A 20558-nucleotide genomic window follows, 5' to 3' on the forward strand; every position below is an offset into this window, starting at 1 on the left:
GCACCTCTCCTTTTTTGAAAACAGAATTAGCTATTATTATCTTCATCCGTAGAATCTGCTTTTCGCCCTGGTTTCATGTTCGGGGCTTGCTTTATAATGCTTTTACGAGCAATATAACTTGGGAGTCGGTTCATTTTCCACCAATGTTTTCTAAATACAGTGTCTTCAACTATACTTTTGTCTGCAGATATAAAAGGTTCCATATAATTTATACCAAAAGAACGCAGGCTGTTTAAGTGAGTAAGGATTATACTTGCTACTGCCAGGATACCGGGTAAACCGAGTACAGAAGCCACTATCATTAGGGGAAATCGAAGTAAACGGCTTGAAGACGATGCATTGAAAGCTGGAATGGCAAAAGAGCTGATACCTGTTAGGGCAACCACGATTACCATAGCTTGTGAAACAATTCCTGCTTGAACTGCAGCCTGACCTATAACAATACCGCCAACTATACTTACGGCTTGACCTGCCTGCTTTGGCAGGCGAAGGCCTGCCTCTATTAGAACTTCAAAAGTAATTTCCATTATAAAGGCTTCTCCTATGCTGGGAAAAGGGACACCCTCACGGGAAGCTGCAATTGATAAGGCCAGTGTAGTGGGTATCATTTCTTGGTGAAAGCTTGTTAAAGCAATGTATAGTGAAGGAAGAAAAATTGAAACAAAATAAGCAATAATTCGAATGAATCTTGCAAAAGACCCTATAGGAAAACGCTGGTAATAGTCATCTACCGACTGAATAAACTGAACAAAAATTGTAGGAACCATGAGCACATAAGGAGTTGTATCTACAAGAATAGCCACCCTACCTTCTAAGATTGCCGCAGAAATTTTATCAGGCCTTTCACTGTGTTCTATCTGAGGAAACATAGATGAAGGGGTATCTTCTATTAATTCTTCAATATAACCACTCTCAAGTATGCCGTCAATTTTAATTCGTCCTAGTCGTTCTCTAACTTCATCTATTATACCTTCCCTTGCTATTCCTTCAAGATAGGCTATCAATACTGTTGTTTTAGTTTTTGTACCTATTTTAAATGATTCTATCCTTAAGTCAGGACTTTTGATATGACGCCTTATTAGAGCAGTATTATTTTCAATGTTTTCTGTAAAACAATCCTTTGGCCCTCTTACCGAGGTTTCACTGGTTGACTCAGAAATTGCCCTGTCCTTCCAGCCTGTGCTTCCTACTATAAGAACTTTGTCTATTTTGTCTAACAAAAGAATTGTATTGCCATCAATCAATTCAGTTACTATGTTATTAATATTAGATTCTTCATTTACGTAGGTACTAGGTAAACCATATTCTTTTATCATTTGAAAAAACTCATTAGTATTTTTTACACTGCCAAATCTGTCATTTAACATCAATGCTCCAATAACCTGTTCGTTGATGAGTTCTCTTTCAGCCAGGCCTTTAATAAAAATGACTGCTGCTCTTATTTCAGCATCTGGAGTAATAGTAAAATTTCTTACTGTTATGTCACTGGAAAAACCGAGCATTTTTTTTATTATTTCAATATTAGAAGTTAAATCTAAGGAAAGTTTTATTTGTGGAGGTAAGTTTTTTTCAATTTTTTTATCTTGTTTTTCAATTTTGGATTTTTTAGAATTATGGAAATATTTTAAAATTGACGTAATAAAACCTCCTTTAGAACAATTAATTACAGATTTAGTATGTTTAATATGATTAAAATTATTCACATATGAGATGATTCTTCTTGCATGACAGGTTCATCTGTTATTGCAGATGGTGGTATTACGGCGGGAGTTTAATAATATTATCTAAAATCAGACTTTAAAAATAAGAAGATATTATAAAAAACTACCGCATACCTGAATTCAACAGGTATGCGGTTATTTGTTTTATTATTATGGTGTAGGCAAAGATAATGATTAAAATCCACGCCTGTCATTGAATCAAATTTTCATATTTTTCTCTTGCTAGCTTGATAAACTCCTTTACTGCTTGAGATATATAGCGATTTTTCTGATAGCCGATGGCCAGCGTCCTATGAGTTTTATTATATCTCATATGGTATATGTTAGTACTTGCAAAGGAGTCTTTATCAAATACTAAATTCTTGTTACTCATTAGAGTTTTAGGATAAAAAGTAATTCCCATCCCTTTTACTGAAAGTGCTAATGCTGTTTCAATACTATCTGTTTCTAAAATAATATTAGGTTTTATTTGTTTTTCACTAAACATTTCATCTGCAATAAGCCTAACCATATGTCTTGTGTTAAACATTAAAAAAGGGCAATCTTTCAATAAAGCTAAATCTACATCTTTTTCAAGTTGTGCTTTAACTTTATCATAGTTGTTAGGAAAGTATTTTACTAATATACTATCTGGAACAATCATAAGAACTTCTTCATTACAAAGAGGTATTGTTTCTACATTTTCTACATTGAAAGGTAACATTGCAACTATTAAATCTACATCACCGTTAAGCAATGCAAGGTCTAACTCTTTTGAATTACCTTCGAATAAATGCAAATGAATATTAGGAAATTTTTCGCTGTAGTCAGGCAGTATCTCTGGCAAAAATGACAGTCCTCTTGTAGGGGATATACCAATATATAAGTCACCTCGTTTAAAATCTTTGATATCAGACAGCTCTTTTAGAGACTGTTTTTTTAAGTTCAATATTTTTATAGTGTTTTTTGCCAGACTTTTTCCTTCTGATGTCAATGTTAAAGGTGAGGTGCGATTAAATAATGTCACATTTAAGTCAAGCTCTAACTTTGAAATATGAGAACTTAATGATTGTTGAGAGATAAACAGCCTTTTTGCTGCCTTAGTAAAATTTAATTCTTCTGATGCAACTAAAAAGTATTCTAAATTAAGAAAATTTATCATAATTTAAATCCACTCTACTTTAATATAATGATTTATATATTTCATATACAGTTTGTTCATTTAATTCTGTATAGTTATTTGCCATTAAACGACCTTGTTTAGTCATAACACTTTGTGTAAATTCCTTTAATTCTTCTTGTTTTACTCCATAATCACGTAATTGTTTTTTAGGAATCAATACGTTTAATAACTCTTCTATTTTAATGTAAACATCATTTTCTTTGCAGTTTAAAATGGATGCTAAGAATTTGTTTAGTTTTGTAATTTTACCTTGTGGTTTTAAACGATAATAGGTTTTAAATACTCCAATGAACATTTGGTAATTTGCTTCTCCATGAGGAACGTGGTAGTTAGCACCTAAAGGATAACTCATAGCATGTACTGCACCACACCCTGCATTACCAAATGCAATTCCAGCATAATTGCTTGCAAGTAAAAATTTATTTAACAAGGAAAATCTGGCGTCTGGGCCATTTTTTGAAATTTCCTGATATCCTTTTAAGATCATTTCCATTGCTTTATAGGAAAACATTTCTGTATAGCTTGTAGCCTTTGGTGAAACACTGGATTCAATGGAATGAATCAAGGCATCAATGGAGCTAGTTGCGAAAAATTTAAAAGGTAAATTTTCTAGAAGTTCTGGAATCATAACAGCAAAATCTGCATATAGTTCATCTATAGCAAGGCCTAATTTTGTATGTCTTGACTTCAATTCAAGAATAGAAATATTAGTTACTTCACTGCCTGTTCCACAAGTTGTTGGAATAAGGATCAATTCCTTATCTTTCACAAATTCTAATTTGTGATCAAATAAATCAAGTACTGGTGAAACTGCTTTTAATGCAAACAATTTTGAAACATCAAGAACACTTCCGCCGCCAATGGCAATTACTCTTTTATAAGTAATATCTTTTATATCCTTACAAATTGCTTCTACCATTACATCACTTGGCTCTCCAGTTCCGTATTTTCTAATAAAGATTACATTGGTATCAAGGTTATATTTAGAAAAATATGAAACATAGGTATGTTCACTTGTAATAACTAAGTCTTCTTTTCCTATTTTAAATTTGTCTATAAATTCTTTACATGTGTCAAAGGTATAGATTTCTGGTTTAATAGATAATGCCTTCATTTTATTCCTCCACTTTACATATTTTCATAAACTTCTTTTAAATGCTTTGTAAGCTTTATATTTTCACCATAGTCAACTTGACAATCAATAACTGCGGGTACATTTTGTTTAAAAGCTTCTTCCAAAGTTGGAATTAAATCTTCTGCTTTTTCTACTCGATATCCTTTTGCATACATACTTTCTGCAAACTTTACAAAATCTGGATTAGTAAAATCTACATAACAGCTTTTACCATAGTGTTCTTCTTGTTTCCATTTTATTAAACCGTAGTTACTGTCATTGAAGATTAAAACTACAATTGGAGTTTTAATACGCAGGGCTGTTTCTAATTCTTGATTATTCATCATGAAACCGCCATCACCAACAATAGCCAATACTTTTTTATCTGGGTTAATTAACTTGGCTGCAATTGCGCCTGGAACACCAATACCCATTGTAGCAAAACCATTTGAAATAATACATGTATTAGGCTCATAGCAGTTGTAATGTCTGGCAATCCACATTTTATGGGCACCTACGTCTGATATGACAATGTCATGTGGTCCCATGACCTTTCTAACATCATTTAAAATTCTTTGGGGTTTCATTGGAAAAGCATTGTCATTTGCATAGCTTTCATGTTCAGCTAGCATTTTTGCTTTAATCTCCAAAGCCTTTACTGGTTCATCTTTGCTAGAAGTTCTTCTCAATATATTGTATAGAGCATCTGAAATATCACCAACTACTTCTACTATCGGCTGATAAAGTTTATTGATGTGTGATGGTCTTGCATCGATATGCACAATTTTAATGTCTCCATTTATATTCCATTTGGATGGAGCATATTCTACAATATCATATCCAATTGTAATTACTAAATCAGCTTCTTCAATAATTTTATTTACATAATCTTTTTGTGGAATACCTATTGTCCACATTGAATATTTGTTATCCAATGGTATAATACCCTTTGCCATCATTGTATTAATTACTGGAATTTTCAATTTAGTTGCAAATTCTGTAACAGCTTTTGAAGAATTTCCCCTTATAGCACCGCTCCCAGCTAAGATAATAGGATTTTTTGCTTTGAAGATTTCACCTGCAGCTTCTTCAATTGTTGATAAATCCGCATGTTCCTTTGGCGGAATTTTCTTTTCCAAAGGCCTTTCTAAAGCACCTACTGGCATTTTTGAAATATTTACAGGTAAATCAATATGGCATGCTCCAGGTTTTTCACTTTCGGCATACTTAAACACAAGTCTTATAATTTCACTTACAGTATCAGGACGAACGATTTGTTTACTTCTCTTTGTGATTGGTTCGAACATTTTGCAAAGGTCTAAAAACTGGTGTGATGTTATATGCATTCTTTCAGTACCTACTTGACCTGTAATGGCAACAACCGGAGCACCATCACTATCAGCATCTGCTACACCAGTTACTAAGTTAGTGGCACCTGGTCCTAGTGTTGATAGGCAAACGCCTGCTTTTCCTGTTAAACGTCCATAAACATCTGCCATAAATGCAGCACCTTGCTCATGACGGGTTGTAATAAATTCAATAGTTGAATCTGAAATTGCATTCATTATTTCTAGATTTTCTTCACCAGGAATACCAAAAATGTACTTTACTCCTTCGGCTTCTAAACACTTTACTAGCATTTGAGCTGTATTTAGTTGGACTTCTTTTTTTATATCTCTATTCATATAAAACTTCCTCTGATCTTTATAGATTTTATTAAACAAATTAAAATTCATAATTTTAATTAAATAATTTCACATTTGTGATTGTATCAATCATCATACTTCAATTAGCAACACTTTTCAAACACTTTTTTATTATTTTATCACAATAAAATGGTTGTGACTAATCTTTAAAAAAATTTATTATTTGTAGGTTAGGTTTAATTCCTGAATTTGTGGAAATACTTTGGTTATATGGATATATTCTCTTTTTGGATAAGTCTCAGGAAAGGGGAGAGTTATTACTAAATATGAAAAAAAATAAGTGGTCTCTCAGAGAAAATTCAAGTTTATGTAGATATATACCAATTATTAGTATCCTAGGAGCTTTCATAGCAGCTTTATTTATACTTTTTTATCCTCCTATGCCAGGTATAGCAGATCAAGGAGATTTTCAAAGGGTAATGAAAGCTACTGGTTTAACAGATGCCAAAGGTCAAGATTCATCTCACTGGTTTAAGTATGTTGTAACTGAATATAAAACACTTCCAACCAGTTCTTTAAGGTTTTTAGGAATTATTCCAACCACAAGCATGATTTATCCTATTACATTTGGAAAATTATTATGTAATATAATTGGCTATAATTATTTTGACACTAGAATTTTAGCCTTTATTTACTTAATTTTGCATATGACAGGATTATATATATGCTTTAGCTGTATTGATTTTAAAAATATAGCTGCAGCAGTTTTTTTTAGCATATTATCTATAATAATACTAGTAGATGGAAACTATATTGTATGGTTTAACAGTCTTTATGGAGAACCAATGATGATTGTAGGCTTTCTTCTGTTTATTTCAAGTATTCTTTACTTTTCAAAACATAGAGAAGATAGATCTTATAAAAAACTTTTATTTATATTTATCTCGTCCATTTTGTTTCTCGGGTCTAAAGCCCAATGCTTTGTTGAATTGCCGCTTGTAGTTTTTATTATGTTAAGGATAGTGAAAATTGATAGAAAACAAATTTTTAGTAAAACTAATATATTTCTTGTTATTACTACTTTAACATTAATTTTTTATGTAAGAGGGACATATTGTAAAATTGATAGCTCTTGTGGTGTAGATACAAAGTTTAATTCAGTTTTTTATGGTATTTTGAAAAATTCACAAAGTCCAAAAAAAGATTTGACTATGCTTGGCTTATCTCCAGATTTATCTGTGGAAGCAGGGAAGCATGCTTATTTACCTAAAAGTGCATATGTAAAATATGTTCCTTGGTCAGATATAACTAATAGAGAATTTAATAAAAAAATTAGCAATGTAAATATAGTAAAATTTTATGTTTTCCACCCTGATAGGCTATTAAAGGGTATGGAATATACTGCATCTAAGAGCTTTCATACCGAAACCTCCTTGGGTAAATATGAAAGATCTAAGGTGTCAAAATATAATCCTGAATTTAATCGTTTTACATTTTGGTCAAACTTTAGAAATTTAAAACTGCCGAAGACTCTATCTTTCATAGCAGTTTTTTATACTTTAGTGTTCTTAGTTTCATTTATTGAGTATATTAAAAACAAAAAGAATGAGAAAATTACTTTACAAATAGAAATTTTATGGATGATCATGTTTGTTGGTATTGTACAATTTCCTATGCCTTATATAGGGAATGGGGAAGCTGATACTGCAAAGCAGCTTTTTTTATTTAACTATACTTTTGATATTACTTTTTTAGTGGGTTGTACCTGGATTTTTGATAAACTAATAGCTACTTACTATAAATACAAGCGTTTTTATTTTGAATTATTATCTTGAAATTAGAAATAGTATTTCCTAAAAGATTTATTTTATCTCTTGTAATAAAAAGCAGGCAGCTATTATCATTATCTTTTAAAAATCCATTTATACCACCAGAAGTTGGAACTAAGTCACCATATAATTCAGCACACAGCCAGTAACTCTGTTCGAAATGATTTATGTAGATTTTTCTGCCTTTGTATTCAGGATGTTTTTCTAGATCCTTGAAAAGAACCTGAATTGGGTCTGTTTTGATATGAGAAATTTTTTCCGTAATTAAGAATTGGTTTTTCCCTGCAGAAAATAATATCATTCCACTTAGCAAAATTGGCATAATAATATTTGATTTTTTTGATTTTAAAAGTATACTTGAAGTTATACCAATACTCATGGCCATTGCAGGATAGATGGGAAATATGTACCACCAAATTTTAGTTTTTGCCATTGTATAAAGTAAAAAGGGTACAGTTATCCACAAGGCTGTGCATAAGACATAGTTTTTATCATCACTAGTTAAAGTTTCTGGAAGGGTTATCATAAGGATTGCAAGCATAGTGCTTGTGAAAACAAGAAACCAATAAAAATATGACCACTGAAAATGTTCAATATAGTAACACATACCGCCAATATGGCCTTCCAGGGTTTTAGAGGTTCTAGCCATTAAATCATATGCTATCATATTTTTAAAAAAGGTAAAACCATCCTGACTATATCTTAGTAATGCCCAAATAATGATTGGTAATGAAGTAATTAAAGTAAATAGAGCTATTTGCTTTCTCATTATTTTTGATCTATTTATAGCTAGGTATATAGCGATAATAACTGCTATACTGCCTGCATGCCAGCTTTTAGTTAGAAATGCTAGTGCAAAAGTAAAACCAGAACAGTAAAGCCATAAGATATTTTTTTTAGCTAAGGTTAAACATATCATAGATAATGTGAAGAATAAAATAAATATGGAATCTGCATCTCCACTTCTAGAACAATGATCGAGAATGAATGACATTGTAGTGGTTAATACTGTTGAGGAAATTAGAGAGGCTATTTTTCCATAACTGTATAAAACAAATATAGTTAGTATAAGTATTGTTAACACACCTGCCACAGCAGAAAACAATCTTAGACCTAAGGCATTAAAGCCTGCTATCTTAAAGCCTAAAACTATTGATAAGTAGCTTACTGGTGGCTTCAAGTTCCAGTAATCATTACTATATGCATAAGTATTTACTATGTAATTATTCCTTTTAATCATTTCATAAGCATTAACTCCGTGTCTTGCCTCATCCCAGCTACTTATAGGTGTAGTACCTAAGTTATAAAATATATTAAACAATGATACGGATAAAATTACTATTAAAAAAAAGTAATATTTTTTCTCCATAAAATTAATTATTTTATCTGCTGATTTTGTATCAGATAAATTCATAGACCTTCTCCTTATGTTTTCATACTAATATTTATTTTATTTTTTTAGACCTGACGTAAAAATATTCATAAATAAACAAAAAATATTAATAAAGTTTATCAACATAGGAATAGAAAGCTGGGCTTATACGAAAAATAATCAATATAGATAAAGTCAAATAATTACTATTTATTAAGCATATTTTGGGGAGGTAAATTATGAACCATAAACTTATTTCAATAGTTGTTCCCATGTATTCTGAAGAAGAGGTTGCTAGTGAGTGCTATACTCGGTTAAGTAATGTAGCTTTAAAAAATAATTTAAACTATGAACTAATTTTTGTTAATGATGGAAGTAAGGATAAAACCTTCAATATTTTAAAGGAAATTGCAGGCAAGGATCTTCATGTGAAAGTTATAAGCTTTTCTAGAAATTTTGGCCATCAGATTGCAGTTACTGCTGGAATCAATAAGTCTAATGGGGATGCGGTAATTATAATGGATGCAGATCTTCAGGACCCCCCTGAACTTATACCTAAAATGATTAAGTTATGGGAAGAAGGAAATGATGTAGTATATGGAAAAAGAAAAAAGCGTGATGGTGAAAGTTTATTTAAACTTAGTACAGCAAAATTATTCTATAAGATTTTAAATAAAATGAGCAGTGTAACAATCCCTGTAGACACAGGAGACTTTAGGCTTATTGATAGAAAGGTAGTTGAAGCCATAAAGAAAATGCCTGAGCATAATAGGTTCTTGAGAGGAATGTGGAGTTGGATTGGATTCAAACAAGTACCTTTAGAGTATGAGAGAAAAGAACGTTTTGCAGGAGAAACAAAATATCCTATAAAAAAGATGATAAGGTTTGCGCTAGATGGAATAATTTCTTTTTCTTCAAAACCATTAAAGGTAGTTGAACATTTAGGCCTTGAAACTATTTTACTATCACTAATAATTTTTATATATCTTCTAGTAAAGATATTACGAGGAACTGCTGTAAATTCTATAGGATGGATAACAACATTGACTATAGCATGTTTTATTGGAGGTATACAGCTTTTATCTATAGGAATTGTGGGTGAGTATATTGCTAGAATTTATGATGAAAGTAAATGTAGACCGCTGTACATAATAGATAAAGAAATAAATTTAGATGACAAACTGGCAAACCCCGCTAATAGCTCTATAGAATTATATAAAAGTCATCAAAAAACCTTATATGTAGTTAATGACATTAGGGATGAAGGTAAGGATTGTCATGCTAAATAAAGAATATTTTATAATAGGAAAATTTTATGATTAAGCTAATAAAATTTTGTATAGTTGGGGCTGCTAATACTACCATAACATTGCTTTCTTTTTATCTTTTTAACAAGATTTTACTGCTTAATTACCTTTTTAGTACGGTAGTTTCGTATTCAATAGGTATGTTAAATAGTTATATTTTAAACAAAGAGTGGACTTTCTGCGATAAGGATAAAAGGGTAGTTATTCAACTTATAAAATTCACTATGGTAAATGGGGTATCCTTATCATTAAACTTAACTATTATGCATTTACTAGTGAGCAAACTATATGTTGATACTTTTCTTTCTCAAGTTTTTGCTACGGGCTTTTCTATTATTTCAAACTACATTGGAAGTAGGATTATTGTATTTCACAGTATCAATGAAAGTTCAAATTAAATATTTATAATAGCTCATTAGAATATATAACCGTGCTGGATTTGTCCAATACAGATACATATTCTAATGAGCTATTTTCAATTCAAATTTCAACTTTTTACATATATTTCTTCGACAAATAATATTTTAAGTATTATTCTATTGGATTTTTTATTATTTAATAATATAATGTACTTAATAGTTTATATCCAGGTGATAAAGTTATTTGAAGTATTTGTTATATGTAATTATTATTTTATTGGGGGGCTGTTCATATGTATAAATATAAAAATTGTATTTTTGAAGTTATTATTTTATTAATTGTGATAGCAGCTTTGTATATGACCAACCTATATAGCTATTTGTTGTTTCACAGTCTTGCAGAATTATTTAGTGTAATAATAGGATTTACTTTATTTATAGTAGCATGGAATTCAAAAAATTTTTCAAAAAAATACTTTGATTACCTTGTATTTATAGGTATTGCATATATGTTTGTAGCATTTTTAGATTTATTACATACGCTGTCATACAACGGTATGAACATTTTTAGAGGATATAATTTTTATGCTAATCAATTATGGATAGGAGCCCGTTATCTCGAAAGCATTTCTTTGTTGATACCATTTATATTCATACATTTTAAGAGAAAATTGAGGCCATATTTAACTTTTGCAATTTATACCGTAGTTACTTTAAGTATTATAGCTTCAATTTTTTATTTCAAGGTGTTTCCTATATGTTTTATTCAAGGAAAAGGACAAACTCCATTTAAGATAATTAGCGAATATATTATATGTGGAATATTAACAATTGATATCATATTGTTAAGGAAGAACAAAAATAAATTTGATAGTAAAGTTTATGGGTACTTGTTTGGATCTATTATTTTTACTATAATATCTGAATTTGAGTTTACTTTATATATAAATAACTATGCATTTTCAAATTTGTTAGGGCATTATTTTAAGATGATATCTTTTTATCTTATATATAAGGCAGTTATAATAACTTGTATTACTCAGCCTTACAATACTATATTCAAAGAATTAACAGACAAAGAAAATGAATTAGAAAAAACAGCTGCCACTGATGAAATGACGAAGTTATACAACAGAAGAGCAGGTATGGAGTTCTTGGATAAAGAAATGAAAAATGTATTGAGAAACAAAAATAATCTAACAATATGTTTTATAGATGTGGATAATTTAAAAAAGACAAATGATACTTATGGACATATTGAAGGGGACAACCTTATCTTAAATGTAGTCAAGTTGTTAGTCTCTAATGTAAGAAATTCTGATTATGTTTGTAGAATAGGGGGAGATGAATTCCTTATTATATTTCCTAATATTATTATAAAAGAGGCAGAATTAATTATTAATAGAATAAGAAGTGACATGGACAAGCTTAATGCGGGCAGCTCTTTTAATTACAAAGTTGATTTTAGCTATGGTTTTGCAGAATATAATAATGTAAAAAAGGTTGATATTGATACTTTAATAGAGACAGCAGATAATAATATGTATAAGAATAAGGTGCAAAAGCGAAAAATAACAGAATAAATCATTATAGGCTAAAACTCCCACCTGTAGAGTGGGAGTTAAATAAAGTTGAGATAAAGCTTTTTAATTATACAATATATTTTTTCTTACCCATTTTCTAAAGAATTTAAGATGTTCTTTTGTATGAAAGTAATGTTCTCCATGTTTCATTACTTGTAAGTTACAATTAAAGTGTTTTGCAAATGCAGATACCACACCAAACTCACACAAGTTATCTTCTGAGCCGTAGAGAATTGAAGTAGTACAATTCCAAGTGAGGATAGGATGTTCCTTTACATAGGAGTAGTAATCCCAATATAGTGTTTGTCCAATAGGCGTTGGGACCTCTTTTTCTAATTTTAATTTGTTTTCACTTATGTTAAACCATGTCATCATATTATTTATGATGCGTTCCATATCCACCACAGGAGAGAGAAACAAACACTGTTTCAATGGCTCACGACTGTAAGCAAGTAAGCTAAAATATGCTCCCATGCTGCAGGCAAATACACTTATATTATTTGATAGTAATTTTGCATAATCCATAATGACACTAAGGTCTTGAACACAGTTTTGAACCTTGCAGGCATAGGGCTCATTCTTGCGGTCACCATGCTCAGGTAAGTCAAAACTAAGAACTTGATAACCTTTTGCTAGAGCTTCTTCTGCAAATAGCACAATGTTATCATCTGCCTTATTTGACATATTACCGTGAATTGCTATAAATAGTTTATCTGATTTGAGGCCCCACAAGATTGCAGGTATGTTTTTTACTTTTAAATCTTGTCTAATCATTGAAAATTCTCCTTTATATTCTTTTATTAATGAAATTATACCCTTGTCTTTTCCAATTTATCTAGTTCATAAATAATTATGTAATAAACTTGTCTATCATAATTACTTATAGTTGAATATGATTACAGGTTTTAATATAATAAGCTATATAGCATATAAGAAATAATATTATAAAATGGCAATTAGTTAAATGGGAGATTGCCTGAAAGACTAAAGAGGCGAAGGATGAAAACAAAAAAATTTGTTAAAAAAAATAAATTTATATTTGCTGGAATACTATTGGTTATTGTATTTTTGGCGCTACTTGGAAGATTAGGATATTTAATGGTAGCAAAGGGTTCTGAATATAAATCAATGGCTATAGAGCAACAAACAACTACAATACCAATTAGTGCTAAAAGAGGAGAAATTTTAGATAGAAATTCTAATGAGTTAGCAGTAAATGAAAGTATTTATAGAGTTGACTTGGATTTAAAAACATTAAGGCAAACTTTAAATGAGAGAAAAATGTCTTTTTCTCAATTAGCCAATAAATTGTCTCCTATACTTAATATGAAATCTGAAGACATTTTAAAAGTATTAGGTACAACACTGCCGAATGGATTACCTGCTAATTCGGCTTTATTGAAAAGGCAGATTGAGAAACCTGTAATGACCCAGGTTAAAGCGTTAAATATTAAAGGAATTATTATTTCACCAGATACTAAAAGGTATTATGTAAATGGAAATTTTATGACAAGCATTTTAGGATTGGTAAATCCTGAGGGTAATGGAATTTCTGGGGCAGAACTAAGCTATGATAAAGAACTTTCAGGTATGCCTGGCAGTATGACTTATGAAAAAGATGCAAAAAATAATCAATTACCTTATGAATCTGAAAAATATACCCCGCCAGTAGATGGTAAAAATGTTATTTTAACAATAGATTCAGTTATTCAACAATATGCTGAACAAGCGGCTCAAAAAGCTTTAGAAGATAATAATGCAAAAGCAGTTAATATTATAGTTATGAACCCTCAAAATGGAGAAATATTAGCAATGGCAAATAAACCTAGTGTGGATCTTAACAATGCATCAAGTATAGCCAAAAATTCTAAAGATGCTGAAATGCTTTGGAAAAATCCTTCTATCCAAGACAATTTTGAGCCAGGGTCTATATTTAAAGTTATTACCGCAGCAAGTGCTCTAGAAAACAATATTGGATTAAATGACACATATATATGTGATGGCAGCATAACAATTGATAAAAGTCCTATTCACTGCTGGAATTTGAATGGGCATGGCAGCGAAAGCTTTGTGGATATAATAAAAAATTCATGTAATGTAGGGTTTGCAGAGTTAGGAAATAAACTAGGTAAAGACAAGCTTGTTGCTACTGCAAAAAAAATGGGGTTTGGTCAAAAAACAGGGATAGACTTGCCTGGAGAATCAGCAGGTACTTTGAGAAGTCCTGATCAAATTAATAGATTTGATTTATCTGAGCTTGCTTTTGGACAAGGCGTTGCAGTCAATCAAGTTCAATACATGGCTGCTTTTAATGCAATAGCAAATGGAGGAACATGGATAAGACCGCATGTCATGAAAAATATTACACATATTGATGATACAAATAATGAAGTTGTAGATAAAAAATATAATAATTATGGTAAAAAAACTGTGTATAATGCTGAACTAGCATCTGAGCTAAGAGTGGATTTAACTAAAGTAGTTACTTCAGGGGTAGGACAAAATGCCTTTTTACAGGGATTAGATATTGCAGGTAAAACTGGTACGGCTCAGATAGCTGATCCTAAAACAGGAGGTTATGCAGTTGGAAAATACATGTCTTCCTTTGCTGGTATGGCTCCTGAGGAGAATCCTAAAATAACCTTGCTTGTAAGTGTGGATGAACCTAGTGGTTCTAATTATTATGCTTCAGATGTTTCAGCACCTGTGGCAAAAACCTTGTTTCAGGAGATATTCAATTATATTGGTATTAAAGGTGAGAAAAGTGTGTTAAATTAATACCTCAACTTTCGCACATATAAAATCTTGACTTAATATAAAAACTTGCGAAGCAAAGCTTCGCAAGTTAATACATAATAAATATGTTATTTATTACATTTCTAAGTCTGCCTCTAAGTCATCAATTTTTTTTGAAATATAGGTTTGAAAATCCTGATCATGGACAAAGACAAGGTTTGATTTTATAAGAAAAATCGATGAACGGACTGCAGATTCTGCTAGAATATAAGCTTGCTTTACATCTGATGCTGATGTTTTACATCCATGTTTATTAACAAATCTTATAGCATAAATTAACTCTACAATATTATTGGCCATACTTAGAGGTATCTCTATAGCTGTTTTAAAACTATTTTGCAATTCTTTTTGTTGAATTTCTTTTTCAGCTTCTGTATTTAACTGCATTAAATATAAATCTATTACTTTTTTAAAGGCTTTTGTATCTTTATCAATATCATTAAGAAAAATCTCCCTATAGGAAGAACATTCCTCAGCTATTTCTTTCATTTTAGCTGAAATATCACGATATTTAGGTTTTTTTGAGGTAAGGTTAGCAGCCATTTCAGTTAATGCTGCAGCAGAAGCTGCGCTTAAGGCGGCTATGCTTCCTGCAGCTGGAGTTAATGGTTTAGAAGCTATATTTTCTAAGAAAGAATTGATTGGTTTATCACTTAGCATTTAATCACCTACCTATAAACTAATATTAAGAAGTAAAATATTGTATTTTATCCCAGAACTACCATCTGTAATACTTCCATCATCTTAAGCAAACTCTACCTGAGTCTAAGAATCACTTGATGAAATTAGTATGCCCATGGATATAAAGTCTAAACGAAATTAAAAATGTAATAGATAAACAGAGTTCTTGGCATCAGATGGAGTTCTGACTCCACCTGATGCTTATTAACAGGATTCTTAGTGCTTCAGCACTTAGAAGGCGTTATCCTTTAGGAAAAATCGTTATCCAGGGACGTAGCTGCTCTTTACTCCCGCTTGGAGAAAAGCAGATATCCCAAATCTTTGATTTGGTGATAGTCGCTTTCGCTGTGTGCGTGGGAGTATTAGAGCAGGTAGTCATCGGATAAATTTAATTTTACTAATTTTCTAAAATAGTCTGTTCTCTGAATAGGCTTAAAACTGCTGCATCATAGTCGTATAATCTTTCTGATTTCTTAATTTTTTTTGCATATTTTGCGTTATTAGAAAACATCTGAATCATATAGGACCATAATTCTTTCATTCTAAACAAGACATTCCTATCTCCAAAAAGTACTTTCTTATAATCTTCATAAATCTTGTCATGAAAATCTTTTAGTAATTTTTTATCTAGTTTAGTATTATTTTTAATATCATTAATCAATCCGGGATTGGCTAATAATCCACGGCCAATCATTAAAATTTCTACGCTGTTGAAATCAGTCGAAAAATTCTTGTAATCTTTGACTGTAAAAATGTCACCATTATAGCAAACAGGATTTTTACTTAAAGCTAGGGCGTCCTTAAAAATTTTTAGATTAGGCTTATTTTTATAAAAATCTTTTTGAATCCTAGGATGAATAATAAGTTCTTCTATAGGATATTTGTTAAATATTTCAATTAAATTATAAAATTCTTCTGGCTGGTCTTTTCCTATTCTAGTTTTTACTGAGATTTTTGTTGCAGCCTCTGAAAAAATTTCCTCTAAAAATGCATCAAGCTCTTTTGTTTTTGAAAGGAATCCAGATCCTCTATTTTTTGAAACTACAGTTCCAGAAGGGCATCCTAAATTCAAATTGACCTCAGTATATCCCATTTGCTTTATTTTCTTTGAAGTATGTATAAAGTCTTTTGCATTATTTGTTAGTAATTGTGGAATCAAAACTATACCTTGGTTGTTTTCAGGTAAAATATCATTTAATTCCTTTGTTTTAAACTTATCACTTTGATTTGCAACAATAAAAGGTGAAAAGTATTTATCTATTTTATTAAAGAAGGCATTATGGGCATTTCTATAAATGTACCCAGTCAAACCTTCCATAGGTGCGAAATAAAAATTCATATGTTTAAAAGCTCCTTTATTCAAGTAGTATTATTACCACATTCATATGCTCATAACAAATATTATACTTTATTGTCACTTATTATTTCAAATCTAGTTTCCTACATCTGCTGAAACAGCTATTAAGCTAAATCTCCAATAAGGAACTGGCTCAACTAAAATTGGGATACATAGATAGAATACTATGTGGATAATGTGGATAATCTGTGGATAACTTGTGAATTAATAAACTTATTTATTTGGTACATAATCGTAAATGGTATACTAAGACATTATCACAAATCAATCATATCAATCATACATAATTTGTATATATTGTTGACAGTATGAAAAAATATGATATACTTATAGTCAGTGCTGAGTATAAGGAGATTACAAATGAAAATACAATTATATATTCTAGGACTTCTGATGAGATATGGTCCTCAACATGGGTATAGTATAAAACAAATAGTATCAGATGACATAGCAGCCTTTGCTAAAATCAAACTTCCTATAATTTATTATCATTTGGATAAACTTGCTGAAAAAGGTTATATAAATTCTGTTATCAAAAAAGATGGCAATAGGCCTGAAAAAATAGTATATTCTATTACTGATTCAGGAGTTGCTTATTTTAATTCTCTGCTTAATAAAATTTTAGCTGAAAATTATAGTGTAGAATTTGATTTTGATGGAGTATTATATTTTTCTGATTTTGCTGATAAGGATGCTGTTATTAAAAATTTAAATAGACAAAAAGAATATATAGAAAATAAGCTGAAAGAATTAGCTAGAACTAAAGATAATACAGTAAGTAAATTGCTACCTGATTGCAGAATTTACTGTATTAGTATATTTAATCATCATATATATCATTTTGAAACTGAATTAAAATGGATAAATGAAACATTGAAGGAACTCTCTTAAGAGTTCCAAAAAAATGCCATTATAGTCAGTACTGAGTATAATTACGGAGGTATATTTATGGAAAAGAGTCTTTATTCAAGAAATTTTGAAGTTAACTATTATGAAGTGAAGGATAATATTTGGAGAGCTATCTCACATTTAACGGATCATCAACATGATATTCAAGTAATAGTAGATGTATCTGTACCAGATATGATTATATTAGATGCCAGGGTAGAATTACTGCGTTATCCAATTAAAGATTGTATTTTAATTAAAGATAAAATGAAAGAATTAATAGGTGTTAATGTTATTTCAGAATTTCGCTCTAAATGTGATGAATTGTTTTCTAGTGAAATGGGATGTGGTAATGTTAGAATCCTTCTTGGAACTTCTGTACCTGGGATAATCTATAACTATTTTCCACATCAAATTAAAATAGAAAATATGACAGAAAAGCAATGGTGGGATTTTTGCAAAGAAAAACTTCCTAGGGCATGTATAGCTCACACAATAATGAGTAATAATGCCTAAATACTAAGCAAGAAAATCTAATTCATACAAACAAGAGCAAAAATGATGGTATTAAATTATTAGATAATTATTTGTATAGGAGAGGAGTAAAACTATGGCTTATAAAGAGAGCTTTTACTGAAAATTATGAGAGCACCGTTCCAAGTGAATATACGAAAGATGGAAATGCACATTGTTATTTATATATTGCCATTCAGTAGGTTGATATTATGAAAAAACCGTACAGGATTTGTCCAGTACGGTTACGTGTTTATTGATTTTATGGGAGAGTGTGAAGTATAATAAATAATTTTTTATGAGTTAAATATTTTTAGATAGAGATTCGTCATTCATATAAAAAATACTATTCTTTCTTGTCTTTAGAGCCAAAGTAAGTTAGGACTAAAAAAAGAATATAACCAAATATAACTGATGCAACTGCTGCAATTTTTCCATTACCACTTGACATCCAATTTTTTGTTAATGGTATTCTTAACGTAATCCCAATAGAACAAAGAATAAATATAGGTGGTAGAAAGGGCCACCATATACGACGTTCCTGTTTGTCGCAGTTAAATATAAAGAAAGCGGCACCAATAAATAGTATAGATATAATAAAAATTCCCAACAAATTTGACAAATGTATAGTTATCAGAGGAGGAGTAAATAATCCAATCAATACAAACAAAGCAATTATCAAAAAAGCAAGGAACCATATAGACAAAAAAGTGGCAACCTTTCCTTTAATGATTTTTGTATAAATACTTTTGTGCAGTATAAAAACTACAATTTCTACAACTAAGAAGCTTAATAAACCATTTATGATTAGTATAAGGATATTTATTCCTTTGTCTGGAGCAGTTAATGCACTCAGCAGTTCAAAGAAAGAGCTGATGCCAAAGACAAGACCAGTTAATTTAAATATCTCTTTTTTGCTGGATTTACCAAGGTTGTGAATCAATTCGTCCGCTGCCAGCTGTTGGTCTTTCCCAAAGAATTTTTCGGCAGATTGATTATCTTCCTGGGCGGAAATTATATCCTGTAAAATCTGCATCAATAAGTTCTCTACCTCATGATCATCATAAAATAATCCAGCAGTACGAATGTATATCAACAGCTGTTCATAATACTCTCTATTTTCATCTGTTAATTTTTTGCGCAATTCATTATTTCTTTCAATAATTTCTTTTACAGAATTGTCTTTTCTATTCATATAATTTTTCTCCTTTCAAGCATATTAAATTGTCAACCTTGGACTCTAAATTCTTCCACTGTTCAACAAAATCCTTACAATGAGCTTTTCCCTCTGTAGTTATGCAATAGTATTTTCTATCAGGTCCTTCTGGTGAAGGCTTTATTGTACTTGAAAGACAGCCTTGCTTTTCTAATTTTTGAAGCAGGGGATATACAGTACCCGCAACAATTTCTTTAAACCCATATTTTTTTAACATTTGAATCATTTCATATCCATACACTTCGTTTTCTAAAACAACTAGAAGTACACATCCTTCCAGTACACCTTTCAAAAGTTGAGTCTGCTTCAAATTATCACTCCTTGCTTCGACTATTATGTATTACATATTAGTGTTGTTATTATTATATGATAGTTTAACTATTATGTAAAGCATAATAGCTGAAAAATATATTACTATAGTTATAATTAATATGTCGTCCTGTATATTAAAATTAAGAACTTCTCTTACGAAAACCATAATAATTAATAACGCCTTTAATATATTAAAGCAATCATACATACAACAGAAAAAGATCAGATAGGAATTTTTACAAATAGATATCTCTTATATAAATGAATCTTATTTAGTGGGAAAAGCAGATATCCCAAATCTTTGATTTGGTGATAGTCGCTTTCTCTTTAGAGTTTTGTTTCTCCCACTAAGTTTAGATGAATTATCTAGGGGCATAGCTACTGTAACACTCCCACTTTGATAGAAGTGGGAGTGTTACAGTAGGTAGCCATCAGATAAAAAATAATGGTTCAACCACTACTTTTGTGAATAATTAAAAATACCATTAATTGCATTACCAATGTACTGGCAAAAAAATTGAAAAGCATCCGATATCTCCTTTATGATTATCTTGCAGAAAAAATCAAAATAAGGGGTGATTATCGAATGCCTTTAGACTTTAATTTTATAGAAAATCTAATAGGATTGCAAGATATTAAGGTAACATTTGTAGATGTAAATAATGGAGCAGTTGAAATATATGCAGAATCAAAAGCTGATTC

General features: G+C 30.5%; 17 protein-coding genes and 1 pseudogene. 8 read left to right on the forward strand and 10 right to left on the reverse strand.

Going from position 1 to position 20558, the window contains the following annotated elements:
- Positions 1 to 26: 26 nt before the first annotated feature.
- From WY13_RS07970 to WY13_RS07985, 4 genes are all read right to left on the reverse strand, one after another.
- A complete protein-coding gene (locus WY13_RS07970) occupies positions 27 to 1703 on the reverse strand; it encodes a spore germination protein (protein WP_242866382.1) in 1677 nt (558 codons plus the stop codon).
- Positions 1704 to 1911: 208 nt separating this feature from the next.
- Entirely contained in the window at positions 1912 to 2862 is a 951-nt protein-coding gene (locus WY13_RS07975; RefSeq protein ID WP_063555163.1) for a LysR family transcriptional regulator, read from the reverse strand.
- Positions 2863 to 2881: 19 nt separating this feature from the next.
- Positions 2882 to 3997, reverse strand: a complete 1116-nt coding sequence (locus WY13_RS07980) for a 4-hydroxybutyrate dehydrogenase (RefSeq protein WP_063555164.1) — start codon at positions 3995 to 3997, stop codon at positions 2882 to 2884.
- Between the two features lie 14 nt (positions 3998 to 4011).
- The gene (locus WY13_RS07985; protein ID WP_063555165.1) at positions 4012 to 5682 is read right to left on the reverse strand and encodes an acetolactate synthase large subunit; all 1671 of its coding nucleotides are present in this window, start codon (positions 5680 to 5682) and stop codon (positions 4012 to 4014) included.
- A 287-nt stretch (positions 5683 to 5969) separates the two neighbouring features.
- Between WY13_RS07985 and WY13_RS07990 the strand changes: the two genes are divergently transcribed.
- Positions 5970 to 7478 (forward strand): hypothetical protein, encoded by a 1509-nt coding sequence (locus tag WY13_RS07990; protein ID WP_063555166.1) that lies wholly within the window; start codon positions 5970 to 5972, stop codon positions 7476 to 7478.
- Here WY13_RS07990 and WY13_RS07995 read toward each other — a convergent pair.
- The gene (locus WY13_RS07995) at positions 7432 to 8886 is read right to left on the reverse strand and encodes an ArnT family glycosyltransferase (protein ID WP_063555167.1); all 1455 of its coding nucleotides are present in this window, start codon (positions 8884 to 8886) and stop codon (positions 7432 to 7434) included. The two genes, WY13_RS07990 and WY13_RS07995, sit on opposite strands and share 47 nt — an antisense overlap.
- A 197-nt stretch (positions 8887 to 9083) precedes the next feature.
- Between WY13_RS07995 and WY13_RS08000 the strand changes: the two genes are divergently transcribed.
- The 3 genes from WY13_RS08000 (at position 9084) to WY13_RS08010 (ending at position 12093) form a co-directional block, all read left to right on the forward strand.
- Entirely contained in the window at positions 9084 to 10133 is a 1050-nt protein-coding gene (locus tag WY13_RS08000; protein WP_063555168.1) for a glycosyltransferase family 2 protein, read from the forward strand.
- A gap of 26 nt (positions 10134 to 10159) precedes the next feature.
- Positions 10160 to 10549 (forward strand): GtrA family protein, encoded by a 390-nt coding sequence (locus WY13_RS08005; RefSeq protein ID WP_063555169.1) that lies wholly within the window; start codon positions 10160 to 10162, stop codon positions 10547 to 10549.
- Positions 10550 to 10803: 254 nt separating this feature from the next.
- On the forward strand, positions 10804 to 12093 hold the full coding sequence (locus WY13_RS08010; RefSeq protein WP_063555170.1) for a sensor domain-containing diguanylate cyclase: 1290 nt from the start codon (positions 10804 to 10806) through the stop codon (positions 12091 to 12093).
- A gap of 63 nt (positions 12094 to 12156) precedes the next feature.
- On the opposite strand, the gene WY13_RS08015 is transcribed toward WY13_RS08010, so the two are convergent.
- Positions 12157 to 12867 (reverse strand): alpha/beta hydrolase, encoded by a 711-nt coding sequence (locus tag WY13_RS08015; RefSeq protein WP_063555171.1) that lies wholly within the window; start codon positions 12865 to 12867, stop codon positions 12157 to 12159.
- A gap of 225 nt (positions 12868 to 13092) precedes the next feature.
- Here WY13_RS08015 and WY13_RS08020 point away from each other — a divergent pair, with 225 nt between their 5' ends.
- Positions 13093 to 14871 carry a penicillin-binding transpeptidase domain-containing protein gene (locus WY13_RS08020; protein WP_063555172.1) on the forward strand — a complete coding sequence of 593 codons (1779 nt, stop codon included), beginning with the start codon at positions 13093 to 13095 and terminating at the stop codon, positions 14869 to 14871.
- A 93-nt stretch (positions 14872 to 14964) separates the two neighbouring features.
- On the opposite strand, the gene WY13_RS08025 is transcribed toward WY13_RS08020, so the two are convergent.
- Together WY13_RS08025 and WY13_RS08030 are read right to left on the reverse strand one after the other, a co-directional pair.
- Complete coding sequence (locus tag WY13_RS08025; protein WP_063555173.1) at positions 14965 to 15549, reverse strand: cyclodeaminase/cyclohydrolase family protein; 585 nt, start codon at positions 15547 to 15549, stop codon at positions 14965 to 14967.
- Positions 15550 to 15967: 418 nt separating this feature from the next.
- On the reverse strand, positions 15968 to 16909 hold the full coding sequence (locus tag WY13_RS08030; RefSeq protein ID WP_063555174.1) for a tRNA dihydrouridine synthase: 942 nt from the start codon (positions 16907 to 16909) through the stop codon (positions 15968 to 15970).
- A 378-nt stretch (positions 16910 to 17287) separates the two neighbouring features.
- Between WY13_RS08030 and WY13_RS08035 the strand changes: the two genes are divergently transcribed.
- The 3 genes and pseudogenes from WY13_RS08035 to WY13_RS21760 all read left to right on the forward strand — a co-directional run.
- Positions 17288 to 17818 (forward strand): PadR family transcriptional regulator, encoded by a 531-nt coding sequence (locus WY13_RS08035; RefSeq protein ID WP_063555175.1) that lies wholly within the window; start codon positions 17288 to 17290, stop codon positions 17816 to 17818.
- 57 nt (positions 17819 to 17875) lie between these two features.
- On the forward strand, positions 17876 to 18331 hold the full coding sequence (locus WY13_RS08040; protein WP_063555176.1) for a DUF2889 domain-containing protein: 456 nt from the start codon (positions 17876 to 17878) through the stop codon (positions 18329 to 18331).
- A gap of 101 nt (positions 18332 to 18432) precedes the next feature.
- Positions 18433 to 18531: pseudogene (locus WY13_RS21760) on the forward strand (AraC family transcriptional regulator); the annotation flags it as partial.
- A 143-nt stretch (positions 18532 to 18674) separates the two neighbouring features.
- On the opposite strand, the gene WY13_RS08045 reads toward WY13_RS21760, so the two are convergent.
- Both WY13_RS08045 and WY13_RS08050 read right to left on the reverse strand, forming a co-directional pair.
- On the reverse strand, positions 18675 to 19523 hold the full coding sequence (locus WY13_RS08045) for a hypothetical protein (RefSeq protein ID WP_063555177.1): 849 nt from the start codon (positions 19521 to 19523) through the stop codon (positions 18675 to 18677).
- On the reverse strand, positions 19516 to 19854 hold the full coding sequence (locus tag WY13_RS08050; RefSeq protein WP_063555178.1) for a PadR family transcriptional regulator: 339 nt from the start codon (positions 19852 to 19854) through the stop codon (positions 19516 to 19518). The genes WY13_RS08045 and WY13_RS08050 overlap by 8 nt, the downstream gene beginning before the upstream one ends.
- Positions 19855 to 20558 lie beyond the last annotated feature (704 nt).

Source organism: Clostridium ljungdahlii, assembly GCF_001636845.1.
GTDB classification, from domain to species: domain Bacteria; phylum Bacillota; class Clostridia; order Clostridiales; family Clostridiaceae; genus Clostridium_B; species Clostridium_B ljungdahlii_A.

What these genes read in the sequence shown, in the direction of transcription:
- WY13_RS07975 (WP_063555163.1), bottom strand. Translation starts at nt 2,862, where the DNA reads ATGATAAATTTTCTTAATTTAGAATACTTTTTAGTTGCATCAGAAGAA.
- WY13_RS08040 (WP_063555176.1), top strand. Translation starts at nt 17,876, where the DNA reads ATGGAAAAGAGTCTTTATTCAAGAAATTTTGAAGTTAACTATTATGAA.
- WY13_RS07990 (WP_063555166.1), top strand. Translation starts at nt 5,970, where the DNA reads ATGAAAAAAAATAAGTGGTCTCTCAGAGAAAATTCAAGTTTATGTAGA.
- WY13_RS08030 (WP_063555174.1), bottom strand. Translation starts at nt 16,909, where the DNA reads ATGAATTTTTATTTCGCACCTATGGAAGGTTTGACTGGGTACATTTAT.
- WY13_RS08045 (WP_063555177.1), bottom strand. Translation starts at nt 19,523, where the DNA reads ATGAATAGAAAAGACAATTCTGTAAAAGAAATTATTGAAAGAAATAAT.
- WY13_RS07995 (WP_063555167.1), bottom strand. Translation starts at nt 8,886, where the DNA reads ATGAATTTATCTGATACAAAATCAGCAGATAAAATAATTAATTTTATG.
- WY13_RS07985 (WP_063555165.1), bottom strand. Translation starts at nt 5,682, where the DNA reads ATGAATAGAGATATAAAAAAAGAAGTCCAACTAAATACAGCTCAAATG.
- WY13_RS08000 (WP_063555168.1), top strand. Translation starts at nt 9,084, where the DNA reads ATGAACCATAAACTTATTTCAATAGTTGTTCCCATGTATTCTGAAGAA.
- WY13_RS08010 (WP_063555170.1), top strand. Translation starts at nt 10,804, where the DNA reads ATGTATAAATATAAAAATTGTATTTTTGAAGTTATTATTTTATTAATT.
- WY13_RS08020 (WP_063555172.1), top strand. Translation starts at nt 13,093, where the DNA reads ATGAAAACAAAAAAATTTGTTAAAAAAAATAAATTTATATTTGCTGGA.
- WY13_RS08005 (WP_063555169.1), top strand. Translation starts at nt 10,160, where the DNA reads ATGATTAAGCTAATAAAATTTTGTATAGTTGGGGCTGCTAATACTACC.
- WY13_RS08035 (WP_063555175.1), top strand. Translation starts at nt 17,288, where the DNA reads ATGAAAATACAATTATATATTCTAGGACTTCTGATGAGATATGGTCCT.
- WY13_RS08025 (WP_063555173.1), bottom strand. Translation starts at nt 15,549, where the DNA reads ATGCTAAGTGATAAACCAATCAATTCTTTCTTAGAAAATATAGCTTCT.
- WY13_RS07980 (WP_063555164.1), bottom strand. Translation starts at nt 3,997, where the DNA reads ATGAAGGCATTATCTATTAAACCAGAAATCTATACCTTTGACACATGT.
- WY13_RS08015 (WP_063555171.1), bottom strand. Translation starts at nt 12,867, where the DNA reads ATGATTAGACAAGATTTAAAAGTAAAAAACATACCTGCAATCTTGTGG.